Here is a 20,839-nt window from a genome sequence, read left to right as displayed (position 1 = left end):
CGCCTCCCCGAGGGGAGGCGGGCCGTTCCGCGTCGCTCGACGCGGTGTGCTGCTCAGAGCGCGGCGCACTCCGCGCAGACCGGGCCGAGCTTCGACTCGTGGTCGAGCTGCGAGCGGTGCTTCACGAGGAAGCACTCGACACAGGTGAACTCGTCGACCTGCGGCGGCAGCACGACGACGTCGAGGTCGACGTCGCTGAGGTCCTGTCCGGCGAGCTCGAAGCTGCCGGGGTTGTCCGAATCATCGTCGACGACCCCCGACATCTTGTCGGGAACGCGCTCCTTCAGGGCTTCGATCGACTCCGAGTCGGAGGAGTCGTCGGTCTTCCTGGGGGCGTCGTAATCGGTGGCCATGCCCATCCATTTCTCGTATCGAGAGGTCGTCGCCGGTGATCGGCGGCGACAGTTTGCACCACGACCCGGCAGAGCGCAAACCGAACGCGGTGCGGGATCGTCAGGCCGTGCAACCCGGCGCCGGACCCGGACATTCCCGCGTGCCACGGACGGACCCGCCACCCGTCCCGGGCATCCCGCGGCGCGCCCGTGCGCCTCCCCGCGATCGACCCCGGCCGGCTGCATACTCCTCGGGTACGCGCACGACCGTACGAACGCTCGGGAGGCGGAACATGCAAGACGTGAGAGTCATCGGAGTCGAGTCCGGGGCACTCCTGCTCGCGACCGACGGCGGCACCGAGTTCCGGTTGCCGGTCACCTCGTCGCTGCCGGGGCAGGTCCGTCAGGCGAACCCCGAGGCCGGTCCGCAGAAGCGCGTGTCCCCGAAGGACGTGCAGGCCCGGATCCGCGGCGGCGCCGATGCGGCCGACGTCGCGTCGGCGCTCGACGTCGACGTCGAGTACGTCCGCCGCTTCGAGGGTCCCGTGCTCGCCGAGCGCGCCTTCGTCCTCGACGCCGCCCGCCGCGTCCCGGTCACCCCCGTCGACACCGACGCGCCGGACACCTTCGGCGAGGCGATCACCGCCAAGCTCGAGTCCGGCGACGCGACCGCGGTCCACTGGGCGTCGTGGAAGCACGTCGAGCAGGGCTGGGTCGTCCGCGTCCGCTACACCGCCGCCGAGGTCGAGCACGACGCGCAGTGGCTCTTCGACCCGAAGACCTCGACGCTCACGCCGGACAACGGCGACGCGCACCGTCTGTCGCACACCGAGGACGAGGGCATCGCGCCGCGCCTCCGTGCCGTCGAGAACGACCACCAGGACACCGACGGCACCCGCTTCGACTCCGGCGCGTTCCGCGTCGAGCAGCCCGACGAGGACCTCACGAACCCCGAGGTCCAGGAGCGTCCGCTACGGGCGCCGCTCCCCCGCATCGGTGTCGCGGTGGCCGAGGAGCGCTCCCCCGGGAACGAGACCGCCGACCTGCTCGAGGCCCTGCGTCGCCGCCGGGGCGAGCGCGAGGCCGCGACGTTCGGGGAACAGCGCGACGAGCCGCGTGGCACCTCGATCAGCGTCGTCGACATCCCGCTCGCCGGCTTCGACGCGACGCCCGCGTCCGCACCGGAGCGCGAGGACGCCCGACCGGCGTCGGCCCCCGAGGCCGAGAGCCGTCCCGAGCGCAAGAAGCGCAGCCGCCGCTCGATGCCGAGCTGGGACGAGATCGTCTTCGGCACCCGTCCGGAGGACCCGGCCTGATCGGACCGTCCTGCGCCGTCAGGCGCGGAACGCACCGCCGAGCCGGAGCGGGACGAAGGTCTCCTCGTCCGTCATCGCGCCGTGCTGCCCGATCATGCGCTTCGGCGTCTCCCGCGGGCCGACCTCGCGGTCGTCGTTGAACGCCCACGACCCGCGCGCGACGACGACCACGTCCCCGATGCGCGGGAGCACCCGGTGGTCGGTCGTCCCGAACCACCCGGCCGCGACGGCCTCGGTCCGGCTCGCCACGTACGCCTTCTTGCCGTAGCGGGACCGCCAGGCCTCGACGAGCGCGGGCACGTCGGTCCCCGGTGCGACGGTCAGCTGGCGGCAGCGCGGGTCCCCGGCCACGCCCACGACGTCGCGCAGGAGCTCCGGGTCCATCGGGATGTTCGCCTCCGGTGGCACGTCGAGCACCCCGTGGTCGGCGGTCACGAGCAGCCCGACGTCCGGCGCACCGCGGGACTCGAGCCGTGCGAGCTCCCCGTCGAGCAGCTCGAGCGCGGCCGTCCACCGGTCGGACTCCCACCCGTGCTTGTGGCCGATCGAGTCGAGCTCGGGGACGTAGAGGTACACGAGCGACCGCCCGGTCGCGGTCTCGGCCAGGGCCGCGTCGACGCGCTGCGGGATGGTGTCGGCGGCGACGTACCGCGCACCACCGAGGACGTTCGCGGTCATCCCCGAGGTCCGGTACCGCGTCGGACCGACCACCACGGGGTCGACGCCGAGCGCCGGGGCCTCGCTGAACACCGTGCTCGCGAGGAACCAGTCCGCGGGGACGACGTCGTCCCACCCGCTCAGCAGGTTCATCACCTGCCCGGTGTCCGGGTTCCACCCGCTGTAGCCGACGACCCCGTGCACGCCCGGCGGTCGTCCGGTCGTCAGGGTGCTCAGCGCCGCGGCCGTGGTCGTCGGGAACCCGCTCCGCAACCGCTTCTTCGTCCCGGCGAGCCACCGGGCGTGCCCGGCGCGCGCGGCCAGCGCGCCCGCGCCCAGTCCGTCGACCAGCACCACGACCGCGGAACGGGCGGGACGGAGGGCGATCCGTGCCTCCCGTCCGGTGGTGCGCAACCACGTGTCGTCGGCAGCGCCGAGCGCGACGAGGCAACTCGGCAGCACGTCGGCGAGGTTCGCTGTGGCGTCGGGGGCGCTCGGTACGCTGGGGGGCACCCCACGATCCTCCCAGAAAGGTCCCATGGCACGCACGGAAGCAGTCGGCCTGCCCGACGGTGAGCGCATCGAGGACGTCGACGTCTCCGAGGAGATGCAGGGTTCGTTCCTCGAGTACGCGTACTCCGTCATCTACTCGCGGGCCCTGCCGGACGCGCGCGACGGACTGAAGCCGGTCCAGCGCCGCATCCTGTACCAGATGGCCGAGATGGGCCTGCGTCCGGACCGCGGCCACGTCAAGAGCGCCCGTGTGACGGGCGAGGTCATGGGGAAGCTCCACCCGCACGGCGACGGCGCGATCTACGACGCGCTCGTCCGTCTGGCGCAGCCGTTCACGATGCGCGTGCCGCTCGTCGACGGCCACGGCAACTTCGGCTCGCTCGACGACGGCCCGGCCGCGGCGCGGTACACCGAGGCTCGGCTCGCCGAACCCTCGATGGCGATGACCGAGGGCCTGAACGAGGACGTCGTCGACTTCGTCCCGAACTACGACAACCAGATCATGCAGCCGGCCGTGCTCCCCGCGGCCTTCCCGAACCTGCTCGTCAACGGTGCCGCGGGCATCGCGGTCGGCATGGCGACGAACATGGCGCCGCACAACCTGGGCGAGGTCGTCGAGGCGGCCAAGCACCTGCTGCTCCACCCGGACGCCACGCTCGACGAGCTGATGGAGTTCGTGCCGGGGCCTGACCTGCCCTCCGGCGGCACGATCGTCGGGCTCTCCGGCGTGCGGGACGCCTACGCCACCGGCCGCGGATCGTTCCGCACCCGGGCGAAGGTCAGCGTCGAGAACCTCACGCCGCGGAAGGCCGGGCTCGTCGTCACGGAGCTGCCGTACCTGGTCGGCCCCGAGCGCGTGATCGAGAAGATCAAGGACGGCGTCCAGGCGAAGAAACTCGTCGGCATCTCCGACGTCAACGACCTGACCGACCGGAACCACGGGCTGCGGCTCGTCATCGGCATCAAGTCCGGCTTCAACCCGACGGCCGTGCTCGAGCAGCTCTACAAGCACACCCCGCTCGAGGACGGCTTCGGCATCAACAACGTCGCGCTCGTCGACGGGTCGCCGCGCACCCTGGGCCTCCGCGAGCTGCTCGACGTCTACGTGCGGCACCGCATCGCCGTGGTCACGCGGCGCTCGGAGTACCGACTGGCCCGCCGGCGCGAGCGACTGCACCTCGTCGAGGGCCTGCTCATCGCGATCCTCGACATCGACGAGGTCATCGAGGTCATCCGCTCCTCCGACGACTCCGAGGCCGCACGGACCCGGCTGCAGGACGTCTTCGACCTGTCCGAGGTGCAGGCCGAGTACATCCTCGAGCTCCGGCTCCGTCGTCTGACCAAGTTCTCGCGCCTCGAGCTCGAGGGCGAGCGCGACCAGCTGCTCGCCGACATCGCCGCGCTCGAGGAACTCCTCGCGTCCGACGACCGGCTCCGCGCCCAGGTCGCACTCGAGCTCACCGAGGTGTCCGACCGGTTCGCCACCCCCCGCCGAACGCTCCTCACCGAGGCCGACGCTCCCGTCCGCGGCGGACGCAAGGCCGCGGTGGACCCGGAGTCGCTGCAGATCGCGGACGCGCCGTGCCGGGTGCTGCTCTCGACGACCGGTCGACTCGTCCGGGTGGACATCCCGGAGACCGACCTCGGGATCGTGCGGGTGCCGAAGCGCTCGAAGCACGACGCCGTCCGCTCCACCGTGGTGTCGACGGTCCGCGGACAGGTCGGGGCGCTCACCTCGACCGGCCGCGTGCTGCGGTTCTCGCCCGTCGACGTGCCCGCCGTGCCGCCCGCCTCGGTGCGGCTCGACGCCGGGGTCCGTGTCGCCGAGTACCTCGGTATCGCCCGCACCGAGACCGTCCTCGCCCTCGTCGACCTGGCCCCGGGTGCGTCCGACTCGCTCGCGATCGGCACCGCGCAGGGCATCGTCAAGCGCGTGGCCACCGGAGCGTGGCCGGACAAGGACGAGTTCGTCGCGATCGGGCTCAAGCCGAAGGACGCCGTGGTCGGTGCGGCGCAGGCGCCCGAGTCGGACGACCTCGTGTTCATCACGTCGAACGCGCAGCTGCTGCGCTTCCCGGCCGCCGGGGTCCGCCCCCAGGGACTGCCGGCCGGTGGTGTCGCCGGGGTGTCCCTCGCCGACCGCGCGACGGTGATCTGGTTCGGCTCCGTCCCGCGCTCCGACGACGCCGTCGTCGCGACCGTGTCCACCGCCTCGGGCGCGCTGCCCGGCACCGACGCCGGTCGCGCGAAGGTGTCCGCGTTCTCGGAGTTCCCGGCGAAGGGCCGTGCCACCCAGGGTGTCCGGGCGCACGCGTTCCTGAAGGGCGAGGACGGGCTGACCGTGGCGTGGGCGGGCATCGCGCCGCCGCACGCCGTGGGGTCGGACGGTGCCGCGCGGACGCTGCCGGACTGGCTGTCGAAGCGGGACGGGTCGGGCGCGCCGCTCGAGGCCGTCATCGCGACGATCGGCGGGAGTGCCGCGGCGCTCGACGGGACCGCGGGCGAGGCGTAGGCGGGCGCGGCGCCGGGCTGCGCTGCCGCGCCGCCGGGCTGCGCCGCGCTGCCGCGCTGAGTTCACGCGCGGAGCGACACCTCACGGCCTTCGCGCCGCGTGAGATGTCGCTCAGCGCGTGAAGTCGCAGAGGCGCGCCAGCGCCCCCGCGCGCGCTCCGCGCCGGCGCGCGCCGGCGCGCGCTACGCGTCGATACGGTCGCGGTCCAGCCCCTCGCCCGCGAGGATGAACTCCTTGCGCGGGGCCACGTCGTTGCCCATCAGCAGCTCGAAGACCTTCGCGGCGGCCTCGGCATCGGTGACGTTCACGCGCCGGAGCGTCCGGTGCGTGCGGTCCATCGTCGTCTCGGCGAGCTGGTCGGCGTCCATCTCCCCCAGGCCCTTGTACCGCTGGATCGGCTCCTGGTACTTCTTGCCCTGCTTCGCGAGCTTCTTCAGCACGGCCTGCAGCTCGGCCTCGGAGTACGTGTAGAGCGTGTCGTTCGGCTTGCCGCGGTTCACCACGACGACCCGGTGCAGCGGCGGCACGGCGGCGAACACCCGGCCCTGCTCGATCATCGGCCGCATGTACCGGAAGAACAGCGTCAGCAGCAGCGTGCGGATGTGCGCGCCGTCGACGTCGGCGTCCGACATGATGATGACCTTGCCGTAGCGGGCCTGGTCGATCTCGAACGAGCGGCCGGACCCGGCGCCGATGACCTGGATGATCGAGGCGCACTCGGCGTTCGACAGCATGTCCGACACGGACGCCTTCTGCACGTTGAGGATCTTGCCCCGGATCGGCAGCAGCGCCTGGTACTCGCTGTTCCGGGCGAGCTTGGCGGTGCCGAGCGCGGAGTCGCCCTCGACGATGAAGAGCTCGGTGCCCTCGGCGTCCTGCTTGCGGCAGTCGGCGAGCTTCGTCGGCAGCGAGGAGTTCTCGAGCGCGTTCTTCCGGCGCTGGGTCTCCTTGTGCGCGCGGGCCGAGATGCGGGTCTTCATCTCGGCGACGACCTTCTCGAGCAGGGTCGCCGCCTGCGCCTTCTCGGTCCGCTGCGTCGAGGTGAGGATCTCGGTCAGGCGCTTCGCGACGACCTGGTCGACGATCTTCCGCACCGCCGGGGTGCCGAGGACCTCCTTCGTCTGGCCCTCGAACTGCGGTTCCGGCAGGCGGACGGTCAGCACGGCGGTGAGGCCCGCGAGCACGTCGTCCTTCTCGAGCTTGTCCTGACCGACCTTGAGCTTGCGCGCGTTCGCCTCGACCTGGGTGCGCACGGCCTTCACGAGCCCGGACTCGAAGCCGGTCAGGTGCGTCCCGCCCTTCGGCGTCGCGATGATGTTCACGAAGCTGCGCTCGACGGTCTCGTAGCCGCTGCCCCACCGGAGCGCGATGTCGACCTCGCACGCGCGCTCGACCGAGGTGGACACCATGTGGCCCTTGTCGTCGAGCATCGGGACGGTCTCGGTGAAGGTCCCCGTGCCCTGGATCCGCCAGACGTCCGTCACGGCTGTGTCGACCGCGAGGTGCTCGACGAACTCGCTGATGCCGCCCTCGTACCGGAAGCGCTCGACCACCGGACCGGCGGCCACGGTCGTGCCGGTCGCCTCGGCCCGCGCGGCGGCTGCCTCGATCGACGCGGCGCGCTCGTCGGTGATCGTGATGCCCAGGCCGGGCACGAGGAACGCGGTCTGACGCGCCCGGCTCACCAGGTCGGACGTACTGAACTTCGCGTCGGGCGTGAAGATCTGGCGGTCCGCCCAGTACCGGATGCGCGAGCCGGTGACCCCACGCTTGACCTTGCCCACCACGCGGAGCTCGCTGCCCGAGGTGAACGGCGAGAACGGCGCGTCGGGGCCGTCGCCCGCGAAGGTGCCCGGCTCGCCACGGTGGAAGGACATGGCGTACGTCTTGCCACCGCGGTCGACCTCGACGTCGAGCCGCTCGGACAGGGCGTTGACGACCGAGGCACCGACACCGTGCAGGCCTCCGGAGGCCGCGTACGACCCCGAGCCGAACTTGCCGCCGGCGTGCAGCTTCGTGAACACGACCTCGACCCCGGTCAGGCCGGTCTTCGGCTCGACGTCCACGGGGATCCCCCGTGCGGTGTCCCGGACCTCGACCGAACCGTCGGCGTGCAGCACGACGCCGATCTCGTCGCCGTGCCCGGCGAGGGCTTCGTCGACCGAGTTGTCGATGATCTCCCACAGGCAGTGCATGAGGCCACGGGAGTCCGTCGAGCCGATGTACATGCCCGGTCGCTTCCGGACCGCCTCGAGCCCCTCGAGGACGGAGAGATGGCGCGCGGAGTAGTCGGAGCTCACCTCCCGATCGTACCGACGGGCGCCGACAGCCTCGGCTCGGGCGAGCGGCGCGCCTCGGACTGGGGACATCCGGTCCGCGGTGAGCGAAACCGCGTGCGCGGGGTGCACGACTCCCAGCCACCGCGTGTTCAAATAGGTGGACCAACCGGCACCACCTGCGATCCGTGAGGAGCACAGCAATGACCCAGACCGTGCACGACCTCTCCATCGACGAGACCACCAGCCACCAGCTCACCGCGGTGGACCGTTGCGACAGCTGCGGAGCGCAGGCCTACATCCGCGCCACCATGGCGAGCGGCGAGCTGTACTTCTGCGCGCACCACGGTGCGGAGTTCAAGGACAAGCTCGCGGCCACCGCGATCGAGTGGCACGACGAGAGCAGCCGGCTCTACGAGTCGAAGTAGCAGCCGACCACACAGCGGACGGGAGGCGCGGTGCCAGCTGGCACCGCGCCTCCCGTCCGTCGTCCGGTCGCCGATCAGGCGATGCGCTTGAACGCCTTGTCGACGTAGCGGTCGATGGTCGCGCGCGCTTCGCGCGCGTACCGGTCGACCGTCTCGGTCCGCGCCGCGTCCGGCGTGTACTCCCGTCCGACGCGGGCAGTCGCGGCAGCGAGCACGGCGTCGGTCAGCTGCGGGTTGAGGGGCAGGATCGGCCCCTGGGTGTGCGTGCCGAACGACGTCCCGACGATCGCGCCCTCGACCGGCGATCCGGCCTGGTTGCCGCCGCCAGAGACGACGTCCGCGAAGGGCGTCACCCCCGCGGCGAGCTCGATGCGGGTCGCGTGGTCCTCGAACCCCGCGATGCGGGTCGCGGCCCCGCCGAGCAGCGGGTAGCGCGTCTCGAGCACGAAGTAGTTGACGCGCCGCTCCGCGCCGCGGACCGCGCGGGCGTCGAAGACGCCGAAGCCGGCCACCGGAGCGCCCTCGGTCGGGACCACCTCGTTCGTCGCGAGGTCGAAGCCACCGCCGACGGCGACGATCGGGACGCCGGACCCGGCGAGGTCACGGAGCGGGGCGCCGATGCGTGCGACGTCCGCGCCGAGCGACCGCATGGCGCTCAGCGGGCCGTTGCCGACCACGACGACGTCCGCCGCCGTGGGCAGGGCACCGCCCGGGGCGTACTCGACGACCTCGGTGTCCAGGCCGGCGGCCGCGGCTCGACGCACGAGCGCCGCGACGTTGCCGCGGTCACCCGAGACGCCCATCTGGCGCGGGTACACGTGCAGGATGGTCAACCGGTCGGCGGTCATGCCGTCTTCTCCATGTCGCCGTGGCCGAGGGCCTTGCGGGCGATCATCATGATCTCGTAGTTGACGATGAAGTTCTTCGTGCCGCTCGTCGTCGCACCGAGGCCCTGCATGAGCTTGATCGCGGCCTCGACGTCGGGCTCGACCCGGCCGATGCGGACTCCGGCGTGCTCGAGCGCGATCGCGATCTGCCACGCCTTGTCGCCGGACACGACGTCGACGTGGTCGAGGTTCGAGAAGTCGATGTCGTAGATCCAGGAGATGTCCGGCGTGCCCTCGTCGATCGCCATGAGCACCTGTTCCGGGTGCGCGGGCAGGGCGTCGAGGTTGAGCTGCAGGCTCGCGGCGTTCTTGAACATCGTGAACTCGGCGGACTCCCCGGCGATCGGCAGGCGTTCGCCACGGCCGTACGCGGGCTTCATCGTGCCGAACGCCTTCGTCACCGCGTCCGGGCGGAACTGCGCTCCGAGCGCGGCACTGGCCGTCGCGGTCGCTGCGGCCGCGTCGACCGCGTAGTGCAGGCCACGCGCGGGCAGGCGCACCGGGACGTCGGTGCCCTCGAAGCGGATCGTCGCACCGTCGCCGGTGTTCGCGACGACCTCGGACTCGGCCGGGTTCGGCTCGCCGTCGGTCCGATCGAAGTCGTCGGCGTTCTGCAGGCCGTTCGGCGCGGCGGCGACCACCTCGGTGCTCGCACCGAAGCGCAGCACCCGCTGCCCGGTCCGCGCCGCGTAGGCGTCGAGGAACTGGTCGTCACGGTTGGTGATGACGTTCGCGGACGCCAGCGCCGCCGTGTCGAGCATCATCGTCGCGACGCGCTCGGTCTCGAAGAACCGGTAGAGCTGGTCGACCTGGACGTTGAGCATCGTCACCGTGGACGGCGACAGGATGCCGGCGAGCTCGACCGCGAACGCCTCGTCGACCTCGAGGATGCCGATGTCGGCCTTCAGCCGGCCGGTCAGCGACACCTCGGACAGGAGCGCGGAGGCGATGCCCTGCGGCAGGTTCGCGCCGGACGGGTTCGTGAACACGCGGAGCCCGTGCGCCCGGACGATGTCCGAGATCATGTGCGTCGTCGTGGACTTGCCGTTCGAGCCGAGCACGAAGACGACGCCGTTCGGGAACTGCTTCGTGACGTGCTGCAGGAAGTCCGGCACGAGCTTCAGGACGATGTAGCCCGGGTAGGCGGACCCGCCGCCCCGCGCACGGGCGAGGGCGCGGAGGATCCGCCCGACCAGGATCGGGATGAGGAAGCGCATCGGCCTACTCGAGGTAGTCGCGGAGCGACTGCGAACGGGACGGGTGACGGAGCTTCGCCATCGTCTTGGACTCGATCTGACGGATGCGCTCACGCGTCACGCCGAACGTGTCACCGATCTGGTCGAGGGTCTTCGGCTGACCGTCACCCAGGCCGAAGCGCATGCGGATGACGCCGGCCTCGCGCTCGGAGAGGGAGTCGAGCAGGCTCTCGAGCTGCTTCTGCAGCATCGTGAACCCGACCGCGTCCGCCGGGACGACCGCCTCGGTGTCCTCGATGAGGTCACCGAACTCCGAGTCGCCGTCCTCGCCCAGGGGCGTGTGCAGCGAGATCGGCTCGCGGCCGTACTTCTGGACCTCGACGACCTTCTCCGGGGTCATGTCGAGCTCGCGGGCGAGCTCTTCCGGGGTGGGCTCGCGCCCGAGGTCCTGCAGCATCTGGCGCTGCACACGGGCCAGCTTGTTGATGACCTCGACCATGTGCACCGGGATGCGGATGGTGCGGGCCTGGTCGGCCATCGCGCGGGTGATCGCCTGACGGATCCACCAGGTGGCGTACGTCGAGAACTTGAAGCCCTTGGTGTAGTCGAACTTCTCGACCGCACGGATCAGGCCCAGGTTGCCCTCCTGGATGAGGTCCAGGAACTGCATGCCGCGGCCGGTGTAACGCTTGGCGAGCGAGACGACCAGGCGGAGGTTCGCGCCGAGCAGGTGGCTCTTCGCGCGCTGGCCGTCCCGGGTCACCCAGCGGAGCTCGCGCTCCTCGGGCTTGGACAGGCCGGTGGTGTGCTGCAGCTTGTCCTCGGCGAACAGGCCGGCCTCGATGCGCATCGCGAGCTCGACCTCCTGCTCGGCGTTGAGCAGGGCGACCTTGCCGATCTGCTTGAGGTAGTCCTTCACCGGGTCGGCGGTGGCACCCGTGATGGTGGTCGAGTAGACCGGGGCCTCGTCGTCGTCGGACTGCGAGATGACGAGCGCACCGGCGGCCACGGCAGCGGCGGCGTCCGGCTTCGCGGTCTTGTCCTCCGCGTCGCCCTCCGGCTCGTCCGTCTCGGTGTCGTCGGTGACCTCGTCCGTCGGCTCGACGCCCTCGTCCTCGACGTCCTCGTCGTCGTCGGCCTTCTTCTTCGCGCGGCCGGCGGTCTTCTTCGGTGCGGCCTTCTTCGCGGGGGCCTTCTTCGCGGTGGTGGCGCGCTTCTTCGGCGCGGCCGTCCCCTCGGCCTCGGCGCCCGCGGCGTCGTCCGCCGTGACGCCCTCGGGCTCGGTGTCCTTCGTGGGATCGATCGTCGTGCTCCGGGCAGCCATGCGATCACCTCTCTCGTCGTGCCACGTTCGTGGGGTCGTGGCCTCCCTCGCCGCCCAGGGCCTGCGCCGCGGTCGTGCGCGTCGTCAGGTCCTACCGTTCCGGGCAGCACGAGGACCCATGTCAAGTCCCCCGACTTCTGCGCAGCTCGGGAGCTGCGCGGAGGCGAGGGGCCCTGATGGGTCCGACCTTCATTATTGCACGGCCTTCTTCCGCAGGCGTGCAACCAGTGCAACCCAGAGGGGCCCGACCCGTATTCCGTCCTGGGCGTGCATCTCCCGGCGGGTGCGGCGACGGGCGTGCAGGAGCATGCCGACGCCGATCCCCACCACGACGTACTGCACGGTGAGCGCGATCCGGAAGTTCTCCCACGCGAACACCGTCCGCCCGGTCGCACCCGACACGACGTCGAGGAGCGTGCCGATGAGGAACATCATCACGAAGGCCGCGAGGAAGCCGCCGACGTTGACGACCCCGTTCGCGGAGCCGAGGGAGCCGACGGGGTTGAAGCTGCGCGCGAAGTCGAAGCCGATGAGCGAGCCGGGACCGCCGACCCCCATCGCGACGACGAGCAGGACGAGCAGCCAGGTCGGCGGGTGCCCGGGCCACAGGAGCACGGCCGTCCAGACCAGGGCGAGCGCGGCGACGATGCCGAGCACGAGGTTCGACCGGCGGAGCGGGAACCGGGCGCACAGCACCCCGAGGACCGGTCCGGCGACGAAGCCCACGACGACGATCACCGTCAGGAACGTCGCGGCCTCGGACGGGGTGTAGCCGAGCCCGCGGAGCATCGGGACGCCCCAGAGCAGCGAGAACACCGTGCCGGACGACTGCGTCACGTAGTGCGACCAGAAGCCGAGCTGGGTGCCCGGGCGACGGAGGGCGTGGCCGAAGGTGTGGAACGCGCCGCGCCAGGAGTGCGGGAGCGCCAACGGGATGGTGTCGGTGCGTACCGGGACCGGGCCGTTCCGGACGAAGACCACCGCCAGGAGCAGTCCGACCAGGCTCGCCGCCGCGGCCACGCCGAACGCCGGGGTCCAGCCAGCGGTGTGCAGGAGGACGGCGAAGGGGAACGCCGACAGGATCTGGCCGACCTGCCCGAGGTTGCCGGTCCACTGCGAGATCTGCGGCAGGATCCGCCCGCTGAACCACATCGGCACGAGGCGGATCACGGAGATGAAGGTCATGGCGTCCCCCGCCCCGACGAGCACCCGGCCCGCGATCGCCGGAACGATCGTCGGCGAGAACGCGACGACGGCCTGCCCCACGACGAGGAGCGCGGCGCCGAGCAGCACGAGCTTGCGGGGGCCGACGCGGTCCAGCGCGATGCCCACGGGGATCTGCAGGCCGGCGTAGACCGCGATCTGCACGACCGCGAGCGTCGACAGGACCGCGGCGGAGACGGCGAAGCGGTCCTGCGCGTCGACGCCCGACACGCCGAGCGACGAGCGCTGCACGACGGCGAGGACGTAGGCGAGCACCGCGACGCCCCACACGAGGAAGGCACGACGGGAGTTCACCGCTCCAGGCTAGCGACGGCGCGGGACTGCCCGACACGCGTCGCGGAGGACGGGAGGCGCGGGGCGGGCTGTGGAGGAGCCTCCCGTCCGTCCCGTCACGAGATGGTCGCGCGCCGCCGCGCCGGCGGTGCGTGCGGCGGAGCGTCGCGGTGTGGCGCGGACGCTACGTCGGTCGATGGTGTCAGTCAGATGCGGCGTCACCCTCGGAGCGGCGGTCCGCCAGGAAGCGCTCGAGCTCGGCCGCGATCGCGTCCGCGGTCGGGACCTCGCCGTCGACGTTCGTCAGCGGCGACGCGACGGGGTTGCCCTCCATGTAGGTGTCGTGCCGCTCCTCGAGCACGGCGACGAGCCGCTGCAGCTCGGCGTTGCCGGCGACCTGCTCGTCGACGCGGGCGAGGAACTCGCGACCGGACTCGCGGAGCGCGTCGGTGGCGAAGATGAGCCCGGTCGCGGCCGAGACGGCCGACAGGCCGGCGACCGCGGCGTCCGGGAACTCGGTGTCGCCCAGGTAGTGCGGCACGAGCAGGACGAGTCCGGTGACCTGCGCGCCGGACTCGGCGAGGCGGTGCTCTACCAGGTGCAGCACGTTCGCCGGCGCCTGGGTCTCGGGCTTCCAGACGCTCATCTGCTCGACGAGGTCCTTCCGGGTGCCCGACACCGTGAGGCTGATCGGGCGCGTGTGCGGGACGGGCATCGGGATGGACTGCAGCCACGTGGTGTCGGCGACCTGCAGGCGGTCGGCCAGTTCGGTCACCGCTCGGACGAAGCGGTTCCACTGGAAGTCGGGCTCGTAGCCCGTGAGGAAGAGGAACGGCTGCCCGAGCTCGTCGCGGACCAGGTACAGCACGAGTCGCGGCGGGTCGATCGCCGTGATGTGGTCCTGCTCGAAGGTGATCACCGGTCGTCGGGCGCGCCAGTCGAGGAGCGCGTCCGGGTCGAACTCCGCGACGAGCTCGTGCTCGAGACCGTCGAGGATCGAGGACGCGACCTGCGCGACGGCGCCGCCGGCGTCGACGAACCCGGTCAGTCCGGCGACGAGGTGCAGTCCCGCCGGGACGGTCGGAGCGGCCGCGGCGACGGTGTACAGGTCCTCGGGGTGGTTCACCGTCCCCATGCTAGGCGGGACCCCCGACGGCCCCGTCGTCCACGGCCACGCTGTCGGCGAACAGGCGCTGGATAGGCTGGCGTCATGGTCCGACCGACGCTCTCCACCACCTCCACCGCCCCGTCCGACGTCTCCGCCGACGTCCTCGTCCTCGGGGTCCTGCCCGGCAAGGACGGCGGCTCCCCCACCCTCGCGCCGAGCGCTGCGGGGACGGTCGACGCCCTCGCCGACCTCGACCTGACCACCGTCGGTGCGACCGGCGCCAAGGACCAGCTCGTCCGTCTGCCCGGCACCGGCGTCGCGGCCGCGGGCGTCGCCCTCGTCGGCCTCGGCTCGACCGTCGACGCAGCCGCGATCCGGACCGCCGCCGGCAGCGCCGTCCGACAGCTCCCGAACGTCGACGCGATCGCCCTCGCGCTGCCGACCGACTCCTCAGAGCTCGTCGCCGCGGCGCTCGAGGGTGCGGCGCTCGGCGCCTACGCGTTCACCCGGCACAAGGGCGCCGGCACGACCGGCCCGACCCGCGGCGACCAGCGCATCGAGGTCGTCTCCCCTGCCGACCTGCCCGCCGACGCCACCGTCCGCCCCGCGATCGTCGCCGACGCCGCCGCGCTCGTGCGCGACCTCGTGAACACCGCCGCGGGCGACCTCGGTCCCGCCGACCTGGCCGACGTCGCCGTCGCCCAGGCCGAGGGGCTCCCGCTGACCGTCGAGGTCCTCGACGAGCACGCGCTCGAGGAGCAGGGCTTCGGCGGCATCCTGGGCGTCGGCCGCGGCTCGGAGCGTCCGCCGCGGCTCGTCGTCGTGCGCTACGAGCCCGCCGCCGCGACGAAGCACCTCGCGCTCGTCGGCAAGGGCATCACGTTCGACACGGGCGGCCTGTCGCTCAAGCCCGCCGCGTCGATGCTTGGCATGAAGACCGACATGGCCGGCGCCGCGACCGTCCTCGCCGCGACCGTCGCCGCCGCGCGACTCGGACTCGACACGCGCGTCACGGCCTGGCTGTGCCTCGCCGAGAACATGCCGTCGGGCTCCGCGACCCGCCCCGGCGACGTGCTGACGCTGAAGAACGGCAAGACGGTGGAGGTGACGAACACCGACGCCGAGGGCCGGCTCGTCCTCGGCGACGGCATGGCCGCGGCGTCGCTCGAGCAGCCCGACGCGATGGTCGACGTCGCGACCCTGACCGGCGCGCAGGTCGTCGCGCTCGGCGACCGGACCACCGGTCTGATGGGCAGCGACGACCTGGTCGCACGGGTCCGCGCGGTCGCGGACGCAGTCGCCGAGCCGATCTGGCCGATGCCCCTTCCCGAGGAGCTCGACGCCCGGCTCGCGAGCGACGTGGCCGACATGGTCAACGCCACAGTGGGCAACCCGTCGGGCGGCATGCTCCTGGCGGGCAAGTTCCTCGAGCGCTTCGTGGGCGAGGGCGTGCCGTGGGCGCACCTCGACATCGCGGGGCCGTCCGAGCACAAGGGTGGCGGCTACGGCTGGCTCGGCAAGGGCGCGACCGGTGTCATGGTCCGTACGCTCATCGGGCTCGCAGAAGAGCTGCAGTCCAAGTAGTAGGTTGGTCCCGGCGGGGCAGCGCACCGACGCGCCCCCGCCGGAACCAGCGGGACGGGACCGGAACCATGCGGTCCGACCGTCGGACGCCGCCGCCGCGGTGTCCAGTGGGGTCCGACCAGGACCTCGACACGCACGAGGGAGTTGCACCAGGTGACGGAACAGACTTACGACGTCGTGGTCCTCGGTGGCGGCAGTGGTGGTTACGCCGCTGCGCTCCGGGCCGCTGAGCTCGGCATGAGCGTCGCGCTCATCGAGGGAGACAAGCTCGGGGGCACCTGCCTGCACCGCGGCTGCATCCCGACCAAGGCGCTGCTGCACGCCGCCGAGGTCGCGGACGCCACGCGCGAAGCGGACAAGTACGGCGTCGTCGCCGAGTTCGCCGGCGTCGAGGTGCCCAAGGTCATCGAGTACCAGCAGGGCGTCATCAGCTCCAAGTACAAGGGCCTGCAGGGGCTCGTCAAGGCCCGCGGCATCACGGTCGTCGAGGGCTGGGGCCGCCTGACCTCGCAGAACACCGTTCAGGTCGGCGACCAGACCGTCACCGGCAAGAACGTCGTGCTCGCGACGGGGTCGTACTCGAAGTCCCTGCCCGGGCTCGAGATCGGCGGCCGCGTCATCACGTCCGAGACCGCGCTCAAGATGGACTACGTGCCGAACAAGGTCGTCATCCTCGGCGGCGGCGTGATCGGCGTCGAGTTCGCCAGCGTGTGGAAGTCCTTCGGTGCCGAGGTCACGATCGTCGAGGGCCTGCCCCACCTGATCCCGGCCGAGGACGAGTCGATGTCGAAGCAGCTCGAGCGCGCGTTCCGCAAGCGCGGCATCGAGTTCTCGCTCGGGATCCGCTTCCAGGGCGTCGAGCAGCACGAGAACGGCGTCGTCGTGACGCTCGAGGACGGCAAGACCTTCGAGGGTGACGTCCTGCTCGTCGCGGTCGGCCGTGGCCCGCTCACCCAGAACATGGGCTTCGACGAGGTCGGCGTCGCGATGGACCGCGGGTTCGTCACCACGAACGAGCGCCTCGCGACCAACCTGCCGAACGTCTACGCCGTCGGCGACATCGTCCCCGGCCTGCAGCTCGCACACCGCGGCTTCCAGCAGGGCATCTTCGTCGCCGAGGAGATCGCGGGCCTGAACCCGGTCGTCATCTCGGACACGAACATCCCGAAGGTCACCTACTCCGACCCCGAGGTCGCGTCGGTCGGGCTCTCCCAGCCCAAGGCCGAGGAACAGTACGGCGCCGACAAGATCGACACGTACGAGTACAACCTCGCCGGCAACGGCCGCAGCCACATCATCGGGACGTCCGGCGCCGTCAAGGTCGTCCGGGTCGTCGACGGGCCGGTCGTCGGCGTCAGCATGATCGGCGCCCGCGTCGGCGAGCTCATCGGCGAAGCGCAGCTCGCGGTGAACTGGGAGGCCTACCCGGAGGACATCGCTCCCCTGGTGCACGCCCACCCGACGCAGAACGAGGCGCTCGGCGAGGCCTTCCTCCACCTCGCGGGCAAGCCGCTGCACGCGCTCTGACGGACACGTCGACGTGCGCACCGAGACAATGACAACCACCACCACAGCAATCCGCGAACAGGAGCCCACCCGATGAGCGAATCCGTCAACCTCCCGGCGCTCGGCGAGAGCGTCACCGAGGGCACGGTCACCCGATGGCTGAAGAACGTCGGTGACCGCGTCGAGGTCGACGAGCCGCTGCTCGAGGTCTCGACCGACAAGGTCGACACCGAGATCCCGTCGCCCGTCGCCGGCGTCGTGGAGGAGATCCTGGTCCAGGAGGACGAGACCGTCGAGGTCGGCACCGCCCTGGTGAAGATCGGCGACGGCTCGGGCACCGGTGACTCCGGTTCCGGCGACGCCGAGGGCTCGCAGGGTTCCGACGAGGCCGCCGCCGAGGCGACCGAGCCGGAGACCGCGCCGAGCACCGAGCAGCCGGAAGAGGCCAAGGCCCCCGAGCCCCAGCGTCCGGACCCGACCGAGAACGGTCAGACCCAGCCGGCTGCTCCGCAGGCGCCGTCCGCTCCCCCGGCCGCCGCGCCGGTGCCGCAGGCCGCCCCGGTCCCGCCGCCCGCCGCCGTCCCGGCAGCGGTGCCCGCTCCGGCAGCCGCGCCCGCTCCCGCCGCCGCCCCGACCGGTGCTGCCGCGTCCGCGTCGGTGCCGCAGCCCACGCAGGACGGCGCGGCCTTGGTCTACGTCACCCCGCTGGTCCGCAAGCTCGCCAACGAGCAGGGCGTCGACCTGTCGACGATCTCCGGCTCCGGGGTCGGCGGACGCATCCGCAAGGAGGACGTCCTCGCCGCCGCCGAGCAGGCGAAGTCGTCGGCCGCACCGGCCGGTGGGGCCGCTGCTGCCCCGAGCGGTCCGTTCGTCGCGGAGACCTCGCCGCTGCGCGGGACCCGCGAGAAGATGACGCGCCTGCGCAAGGTCGTCGCCGAGCGTGCCGTGCAGTCGATGACCTCGACCGCACAGCTCACGAGCGTCGTCGAGGTCGACGTGACGAAGGTCGCGCAGTTCCGCGACGCGCACAAGGCCGAGTTCCTCGAGAAGACCGGCTCGAAGCTCAGCTTCATGCCGTTCTTCGCCCTCGCGGCGTCCGAAGCGCTCAAGGCCCACCCGAAGATCAACTCGACCGTGGAAGGCGACGAGATCGTCTACCCGGACACCGAGAACGTCTCGATCGCGGTGGACACCGAGCGTGGCCTGCTGACCCCGGTCATCAAGGACGCCGCGTCGCTGAACCTGGCGCAGTTCTCGCAGTCGATCGCGGACCTGGCCGAGCGCACCCGCAACAACCAGCTCAAGCCCGACGAGCTGGCCGGCGGGACGTTCACGCTGACCAACACCGGTTCGCGCGGCGCCCTGTTCGACACCCCGGTCGTGTTCCTGCCCCAGTCGGCGATCCTCGGCACGGGCATCGTGACGAAGCGTCCGGCGGTCGTGAAGGTCGACGGCCAGGAGGCCATCGCCATCCGCTCGTTCGTCTACCTGGCGCTGTCGTACGACCACCGCATCATCGACGGTGCGGACGCCTCGCGGTACCTCGTCGCGGTGAAGAACCGCCTCGAGGAGGGCAACTTCGCCCCGAACCTCGGCTACTGACGCCGCCTGGTCGGGAGCGCCCGATCAGCGGCCCTGACCAGCAGGCCCGACGGCCCCGGTCCCCTCGTGGGACCGGGGCCGTTCCGGTTCACCTGAGCCGCCACCCGTGCGCGGGCCGCTGCCGAGGGTGCGGTGCGGTCAGCCGAGGGCGACCGCGACGGCGACGAGGCCGCTCGCGACGGCGACCCCGACGACCACGCGGCGCAGTCCGATCCGCCGACCTCGACCGACCGGGACGCCCTGTTCGAGCACCGTGCGCACCACCCGGAGCACCCGGTCGAGCGGTTCGTCGACAGGTGCCGGCGGCGCGGCGGCGAACTCGAGGTCGGCAACGGCCGGGGTCCCTCGCGCCCAGCGCACCGGGCGGGGTGCCGCTGCGCCGAGGACCTGCTCGACGACGGACCGGAGCGTGGGACCATCGGCGTCGACGACCCCGTCCAGCAGGGGGTCGACGACGCCACGAGCCGGGTCCTGCGCGTCGACACGGTCCCAGACCGTCCGGGCCGCGAGCACGAGCTGCCGTGGCCCGTCCGGATCCGACCGGCGCCCGTGCAACGGCTCCGCGTCGGACTCGTCCCCGCAGCACCGGGCCGCCCCCGGCGGGCGGTCGACCACGAGCACGGCACCGGCGTCGTCCAGCCCGACGTCGTCCGGACCCAACGCCCCGAGCTCGAGGGCGCCGGCACGGGCGGTCGCGGCGAGCTCGAGCAACGGCACCGAGACGGTGACCGCGACGCCGCTCGTCGGGACGCCGAGCTCCTCGAACGCCCGGTCCAACGGGAGCGCCGCCGGGCGGAGGACCCGGGCCGCCAGGTGTCCGGCGGGACAGCGTCCGACCGCGACGACGGGTGCGAGGTGCGGTCCGGCGCCGACGGCGCGGTCCGCGAGCCAGCGGGCGAAGGCGGTCGGGTCCACGGAACCGCACCAGCGGTCGGTCTCCGCCGTGGTCGCCGGACCCGCAGCGGGCGTCGAGGGCTTCGTCATGGTGACGAGCGTGGCGGAGACGGGGCGTGCCTCCAGTCCGATGCTGCCCACCTGTGGACGGAACCGTTCGCCCACAGCCTGACCGTCCGCGGTCTGCGGGTGGTGGCGCAGGCCGTATCCTGGTCGCATGGCACGCAGCAGTTCTCAAGGTACGACGGCGAAGGAGCCGGGTCGTCTCAAGCAGATGTACCAGGTCTTCACCATGACCCGCCGGGCAGACCCGAAGTCGGTGTGGTGGTTCCTCCTCGCCTTCGTCGGCCCCGTCGTGCTGGGCGTCCTGCTCGCCCTCCTGCTCCCCGGCCAGAACTGGCTCGCGGTCACGCTGTGGATCGTCGCGGGCGTCCTGCTGGGTGTGCTGCTCTTCCTGATCGTCCTCGGCCGTCTCGCCGAGCGCGCCGCGTACTCGCAGATCGCCGGGCAGCCCGGCGCGGTCGGCGCGGTGCTCTCGAACTCGCTCCGTCGGCAGTGGCGTTCGAGCGAGATGCCCGTCGCGGTGCACGGCCGGTCGCAGGCCGCGGTCTACCGTGCCGTCGGCACCCCCGGTGTCGTCCTGATCACCGAGGGGCAGCGCGGCAACCTCAAGCGCCAGGTGGAGGAGGAGCGCCGGAAGGTCCAGCGCATCGTCCCGAACGTCCCCGTGCACGTGGTCCACGTCGACGACGACGCGGACGGTGTGACACTCCACAAGCTGCCGCGTGCGATGAACAAGTACAAGAAGGCGCTCAACCGCAACGAGGTCCTTGCGGTCGCGAACCGTCTCGACTCCCTGACGCACAGCCCGGCGTCGGCGATCCCCAAGGGCATGGACCCGATGAAGGCCCGCGCGGGTCGTCCGCGCTGATCGACCCCGGCTCCCCCGGTCCTCCGGAGGTGCGAAGGCCCCCGACCGTGCCAGGTCGGGGGCCTTCGTCGTGCCGAGCGCTGGGACGGGCGGGCGGCGCGGGCCCGGCCGGCTCCGTCATGTGCACCGGCCCAGGGCTCGGGTGCGCCGTCGATGGAGCAGGAACCGTCGGGTCGCCCGTGGCGGTTTCAGGGGGTGGTTGCAACACCGCCTTGTTGGGGTTCTGAGAGTAGTCGGGTCAGGGCCTCGGCTGGGCTGTCCCAGTCGAGGGTCTGG

At 72.0% G+C, this 20,839-nt stretch carries 16 protein-coding genes; 7 read left to right on the top strand and 9 right to left on the bottom strand.

Annotation, left to right across the window (positions count from 1 at the left end):
- Positions 1-53 precede the first annotated feature (53 nt).
- Entirely contained in the window at positions 54-353 is a 300-nt protein-coding gene (locus DEU32_RS13595) for a DUF4193 domain-containing protein (protein WP_031272446.1), read from the bottom strand.
- Positions 354-634: 281 nt separating this feature from the next.
- On the opposite strand from DEU32_RS13595, the gene sepH reads away from it, so the two are divergent.
- Positions 635-1,648: a septation protein SepH gene (sepH, locus tag DEU32_RS13590; protein WP_167510054.1), complete on the top strand. Its 1,014-nt coding sequence runs from the start codon at positions 635-637 to the stop codon at positions 1,646-1,648.
- A gap of 18 nt (positions 1,649-1,666) precedes the next feature.
- On the opposite strand, the gene DEU32_RS13585 is transcribed toward sepH, so the two are convergent.
- Positions 1,667-2,818, bottom strand: coding sequence for an alkaline phosphatase family protein (locus DEU32_RS13585; RefSeq protein WP_220152792.1), 1,152 nt, complete (start codon positions 2,816-2,818; stop codon positions 1,667-1,669).
- A gap of 25 nt (positions 2,819-2,843) precedes the next feature.
- Between DEU32_RS13585 and DEU32_RS13580 the strand changes: the two genes are divergently transcribed.
- Entirely contained in the window at positions 2,844-5,330 is a 2,487-nt protein-coding gene (locus tag DEU32_RS13580) for a DNA topoisomerase (ATP-hydrolyzing) subunit A (RefSeq protein ID WP_114851028.1), read from the top strand.
- Between the two features lie 182 nt (positions 5,331-5,512).
- Here DEU32_RS13580 and DEU32_RS13575 read toward each other — a convergent pair whose 3' ends face one another.
- Positions 5,513-7,630, bottom strand: a complete 2,118-nt coding sequence (locus DEU32_RS13575; RefSeq protein ID WP_114851027.1) for a type IIA DNA topoisomerase subunit B — start codon at positions 7,628-7,630, stop codon at positions 5,513-5,515.
- Between the two features lie 179 nt (positions 7,631-7,809).
- On the opposite strand from DEU32_RS13575, the gene DEU32_RS13570 reads away from it, so the two are divergent.
- Complete coding sequence (locus DEU32_RS13570) at positions 7,810-8,034, top strand: hypothetical protein (RefSeq protein ID WP_058742508.1); 225 nt, start codon at positions 7,810-7,812, stop codon at positions 8,032-8,034.
- A gap of 74 nt (positions 8,035-8,108) precedes the next feature.
- On the opposite strand, the gene DEU32_RS13565 is transcribed toward DEU32_RS13570, so the two are convergent.
- The 5 genes from DEU32_RS13565 to DEU32_RS13545 form a co-directional block, all read right to left on the bottom strand.
- Positions 8,109-8,882, bottom strand: coding sequence for a type 1 glutamine amidotransferase (locus tag DEU32_RS13565; protein ID WP_114851026.1), 774 nt, complete (start codon positions 8,880-8,882; stop codon positions 8,109-8,111).
- Complete coding sequence (locus tag DEU32_RS13560; protein WP_114851025.1) at positions 8,879-10,138, bottom strand: MurT ligase domain-containing protein; 1,260 nt, start codon at positions 10,136-10,138, stop codon at positions 8,879-8,881. The genes DEU32_RS13565 and DEU32_RS13560 overlap by 4 nt, the downstream gene beginning before the upstream one ends.
- Before the next feature lie 4 nt (positions 10,139-10,142).
- On the bottom strand, positions 10,143-11,441 hold the full coding sequence (locus tag DEU32_RS13555) for an RNA polymerase sigma factor (protein ID WP_114851024.1): 1,299 nt from the start codon (positions 11,439-11,441) through the stop codon (positions 10,143-10,145).
- A 192-nt stretch (positions 11,442-11,633) separates the two neighbouring features.
- Entirely contained in the window at positions 11,634-12,959 is a 1,326-nt protein-coding gene (locus DEU32_RS13550; protein ID WP_114851023.1) for a nitrate/nitrite transporter, read from the bottom strand.
- Positions 12,960-13,140: 181 nt separating this feature from the next.
- Positions 13,141-14,064 carry a proteasome assembly chaperone family protein gene (locus tag DEU32_RS13545; protein WP_395858328.1) on the bottom strand — a complete coding sequence of 308 codons (924 nt, stop codon included), beginning with the start codon at positions 14,062-14,064 and terminating at the stop codon, positions 13,141-13,143.
- An 84-nt stretch (positions 14,065-14,148) separates the two neighbouring features.
- Here DEU32_RS13545 and DEU32_RS13540 point away from each other — a divergent pair, with 84 nt between their 5' ends.
- From DEU32_RS13540 to sucB, 3 genes are all read left to right on the top strand, one after another.
- Positions 14,149-15,630 carry a leucyl aminopeptidase gene (locus DEU32_RS13540; RefSeq protein WP_114851021.1) on the top strand — a complete coding sequence of 494 codons (1,482 nt, stop codon included), beginning with the start codon at positions 14,149-14,151 and terminating at the stop codon, positions 15,628-15,630.
- A gap of 153 nt (positions 15,631-15,783) precedes the next feature.
- Positions 15,784-17,157: a dihydrolipoyl dehydrogenase gene (gene lpdA, locus DEU32_RS13535; RefSeq protein WP_114851020.1), complete on the top strand. Its 1,374-nt coding sequence runs from the start codon at positions 15,784-15,786 to the stop codon at positions 17,155-17,157.
- A 72-nt stretch (positions 17,158-17,229) separates the two neighbouring features.
- Positions 17,230-18,738, top strand: coding sequence for a 2-oxoglutarate dehydrogenase, E2 component, dihydrolipoamide succinyltransferase (sucB, locus tag DEU32_RS13530; RefSeq protein ID WP_114851019.1), 1,509 nt, complete (start codon positions 17,230-17,232; stop codon positions 18,736-18,738).
- A 138-nt stretch (positions 18,739-18,876) separates the two neighbouring features.
- On the opposite strand, the gene DEU32_RS13525 is transcribed toward sucB, so the two are convergent.
- Positions 18,877-19,722 carry a hypothetical protein gene (locus tag DEU32_RS13525; protein WP_147281476.1) on the bottom strand — a complete coding sequence of 282 codons (846 nt, stop codon included), beginning with the start codon at positions 19,720-19,722 and terminating at the stop codon, positions 18,877-18,879.
- A 127-nt stretch (positions 19,723-19,849) separates the two neighbouring features.
- Here DEU32_RS13525 and DEU32_RS13520 point away from each other — a divergent pair, with 127 nt between their 5' ends.
- Positions 19,850-20,563, top strand: coding sequence for a DUF4191 family protein (locus DEU32_RS13520; protein WP_058741321.1), 714 nt, complete (start codon positions 19,850-19,852; stop codon positions 20,561-20,563).
- The last annotated feature ends 276 nt before the right edge of the window (positions 20,564-20,839 follow it).

The organism is Curtobacterium sp. AG1037 (genome assembly GCF_003349855.1).
GTDB lineage: Bacteria > Actinomycetota > Actinomycetes > Actinomycetales > Microbacteriaceae > Curtobacterium > Curtobacterium citreum.
Note: the sequence above shows the minus strand (reverse complement) of the source record. Positions and strands in the feature narration are given on the sequence as shown.

Excerpts from the sequence above, each read along its gene's own strand:
- DEU32_RS13580 (WP_114851028.1), top strand. The coding sequence starts at position 2,844 with ATGGCACGCACGGAAGCAGTCGGCCTGCCCGACGGTGAGCGCATCGAG.
- DEU32_RS13555 (WP_114851024.1), bottom strand. The coding sequence starts at position 11,441 with ATGGCTGCCCGGAGCACGACGATCGATCCCACGAAGGACACCGAGCCC.
- DEU32_RS13525 (WP_147281476.1), bottom strand. The coding sequence starts at position 19,722 with ATGACGAAGCCCTCGACGCCCGCTGCGGGTCCGGCGACCACGGCGGAG.
- sucB (WP_114851019.1), top strand. The coding sequence starts at position 17,230 with ATGAGCGAATCCGTCAACCTCCCGGCGCTCGGCGAGAGCGTCACCGAG.
- DEU32_RS13595 (WP_031272446.1), bottom strand. The coding sequence starts at position 353 with ATGGCCACCGATTACGACGCCCCCAGGAAGACCGACGACTCCTCCGAC.
- DEU32_RS13570 (WP_058742508.1), top strand. The coding sequence starts at position 7,810 with ATGACCCAGACCGTGCACGACCTCTCCATCGACGAGACCACCAGCCAC.
- DEU32_RS13520 (WP_058741321.1), top strand. The coding sequence starts at position 19,850 with ATGGCACGCAGCAGTTCTCAAGGTACGACGGCGAAGGAGCCGGGTCGT.
- DEU32_RS13565 (WP_114851026.1), bottom strand. The coding sequence starts at position 8,882 with ATGACCGCCGACCGGTTGACCATCCTGCACGTGTACCCGCGCCAGATG.
- DEU32_RS13560 (WP_114851025.1), bottom strand. The coding sequence starts at position 10,138 with ATGCGCTTCCTCATCCCGATCCTGGTCGGGCGGATCCTCCGCGCCCTC.
- DEU32_RS13540 (WP_114851021.1), top strand. The coding sequence starts at position 14,149 with ATGGTCCGACCGACGCTCTCCACCACCTCCACCGCCCCGTCCGACGTC.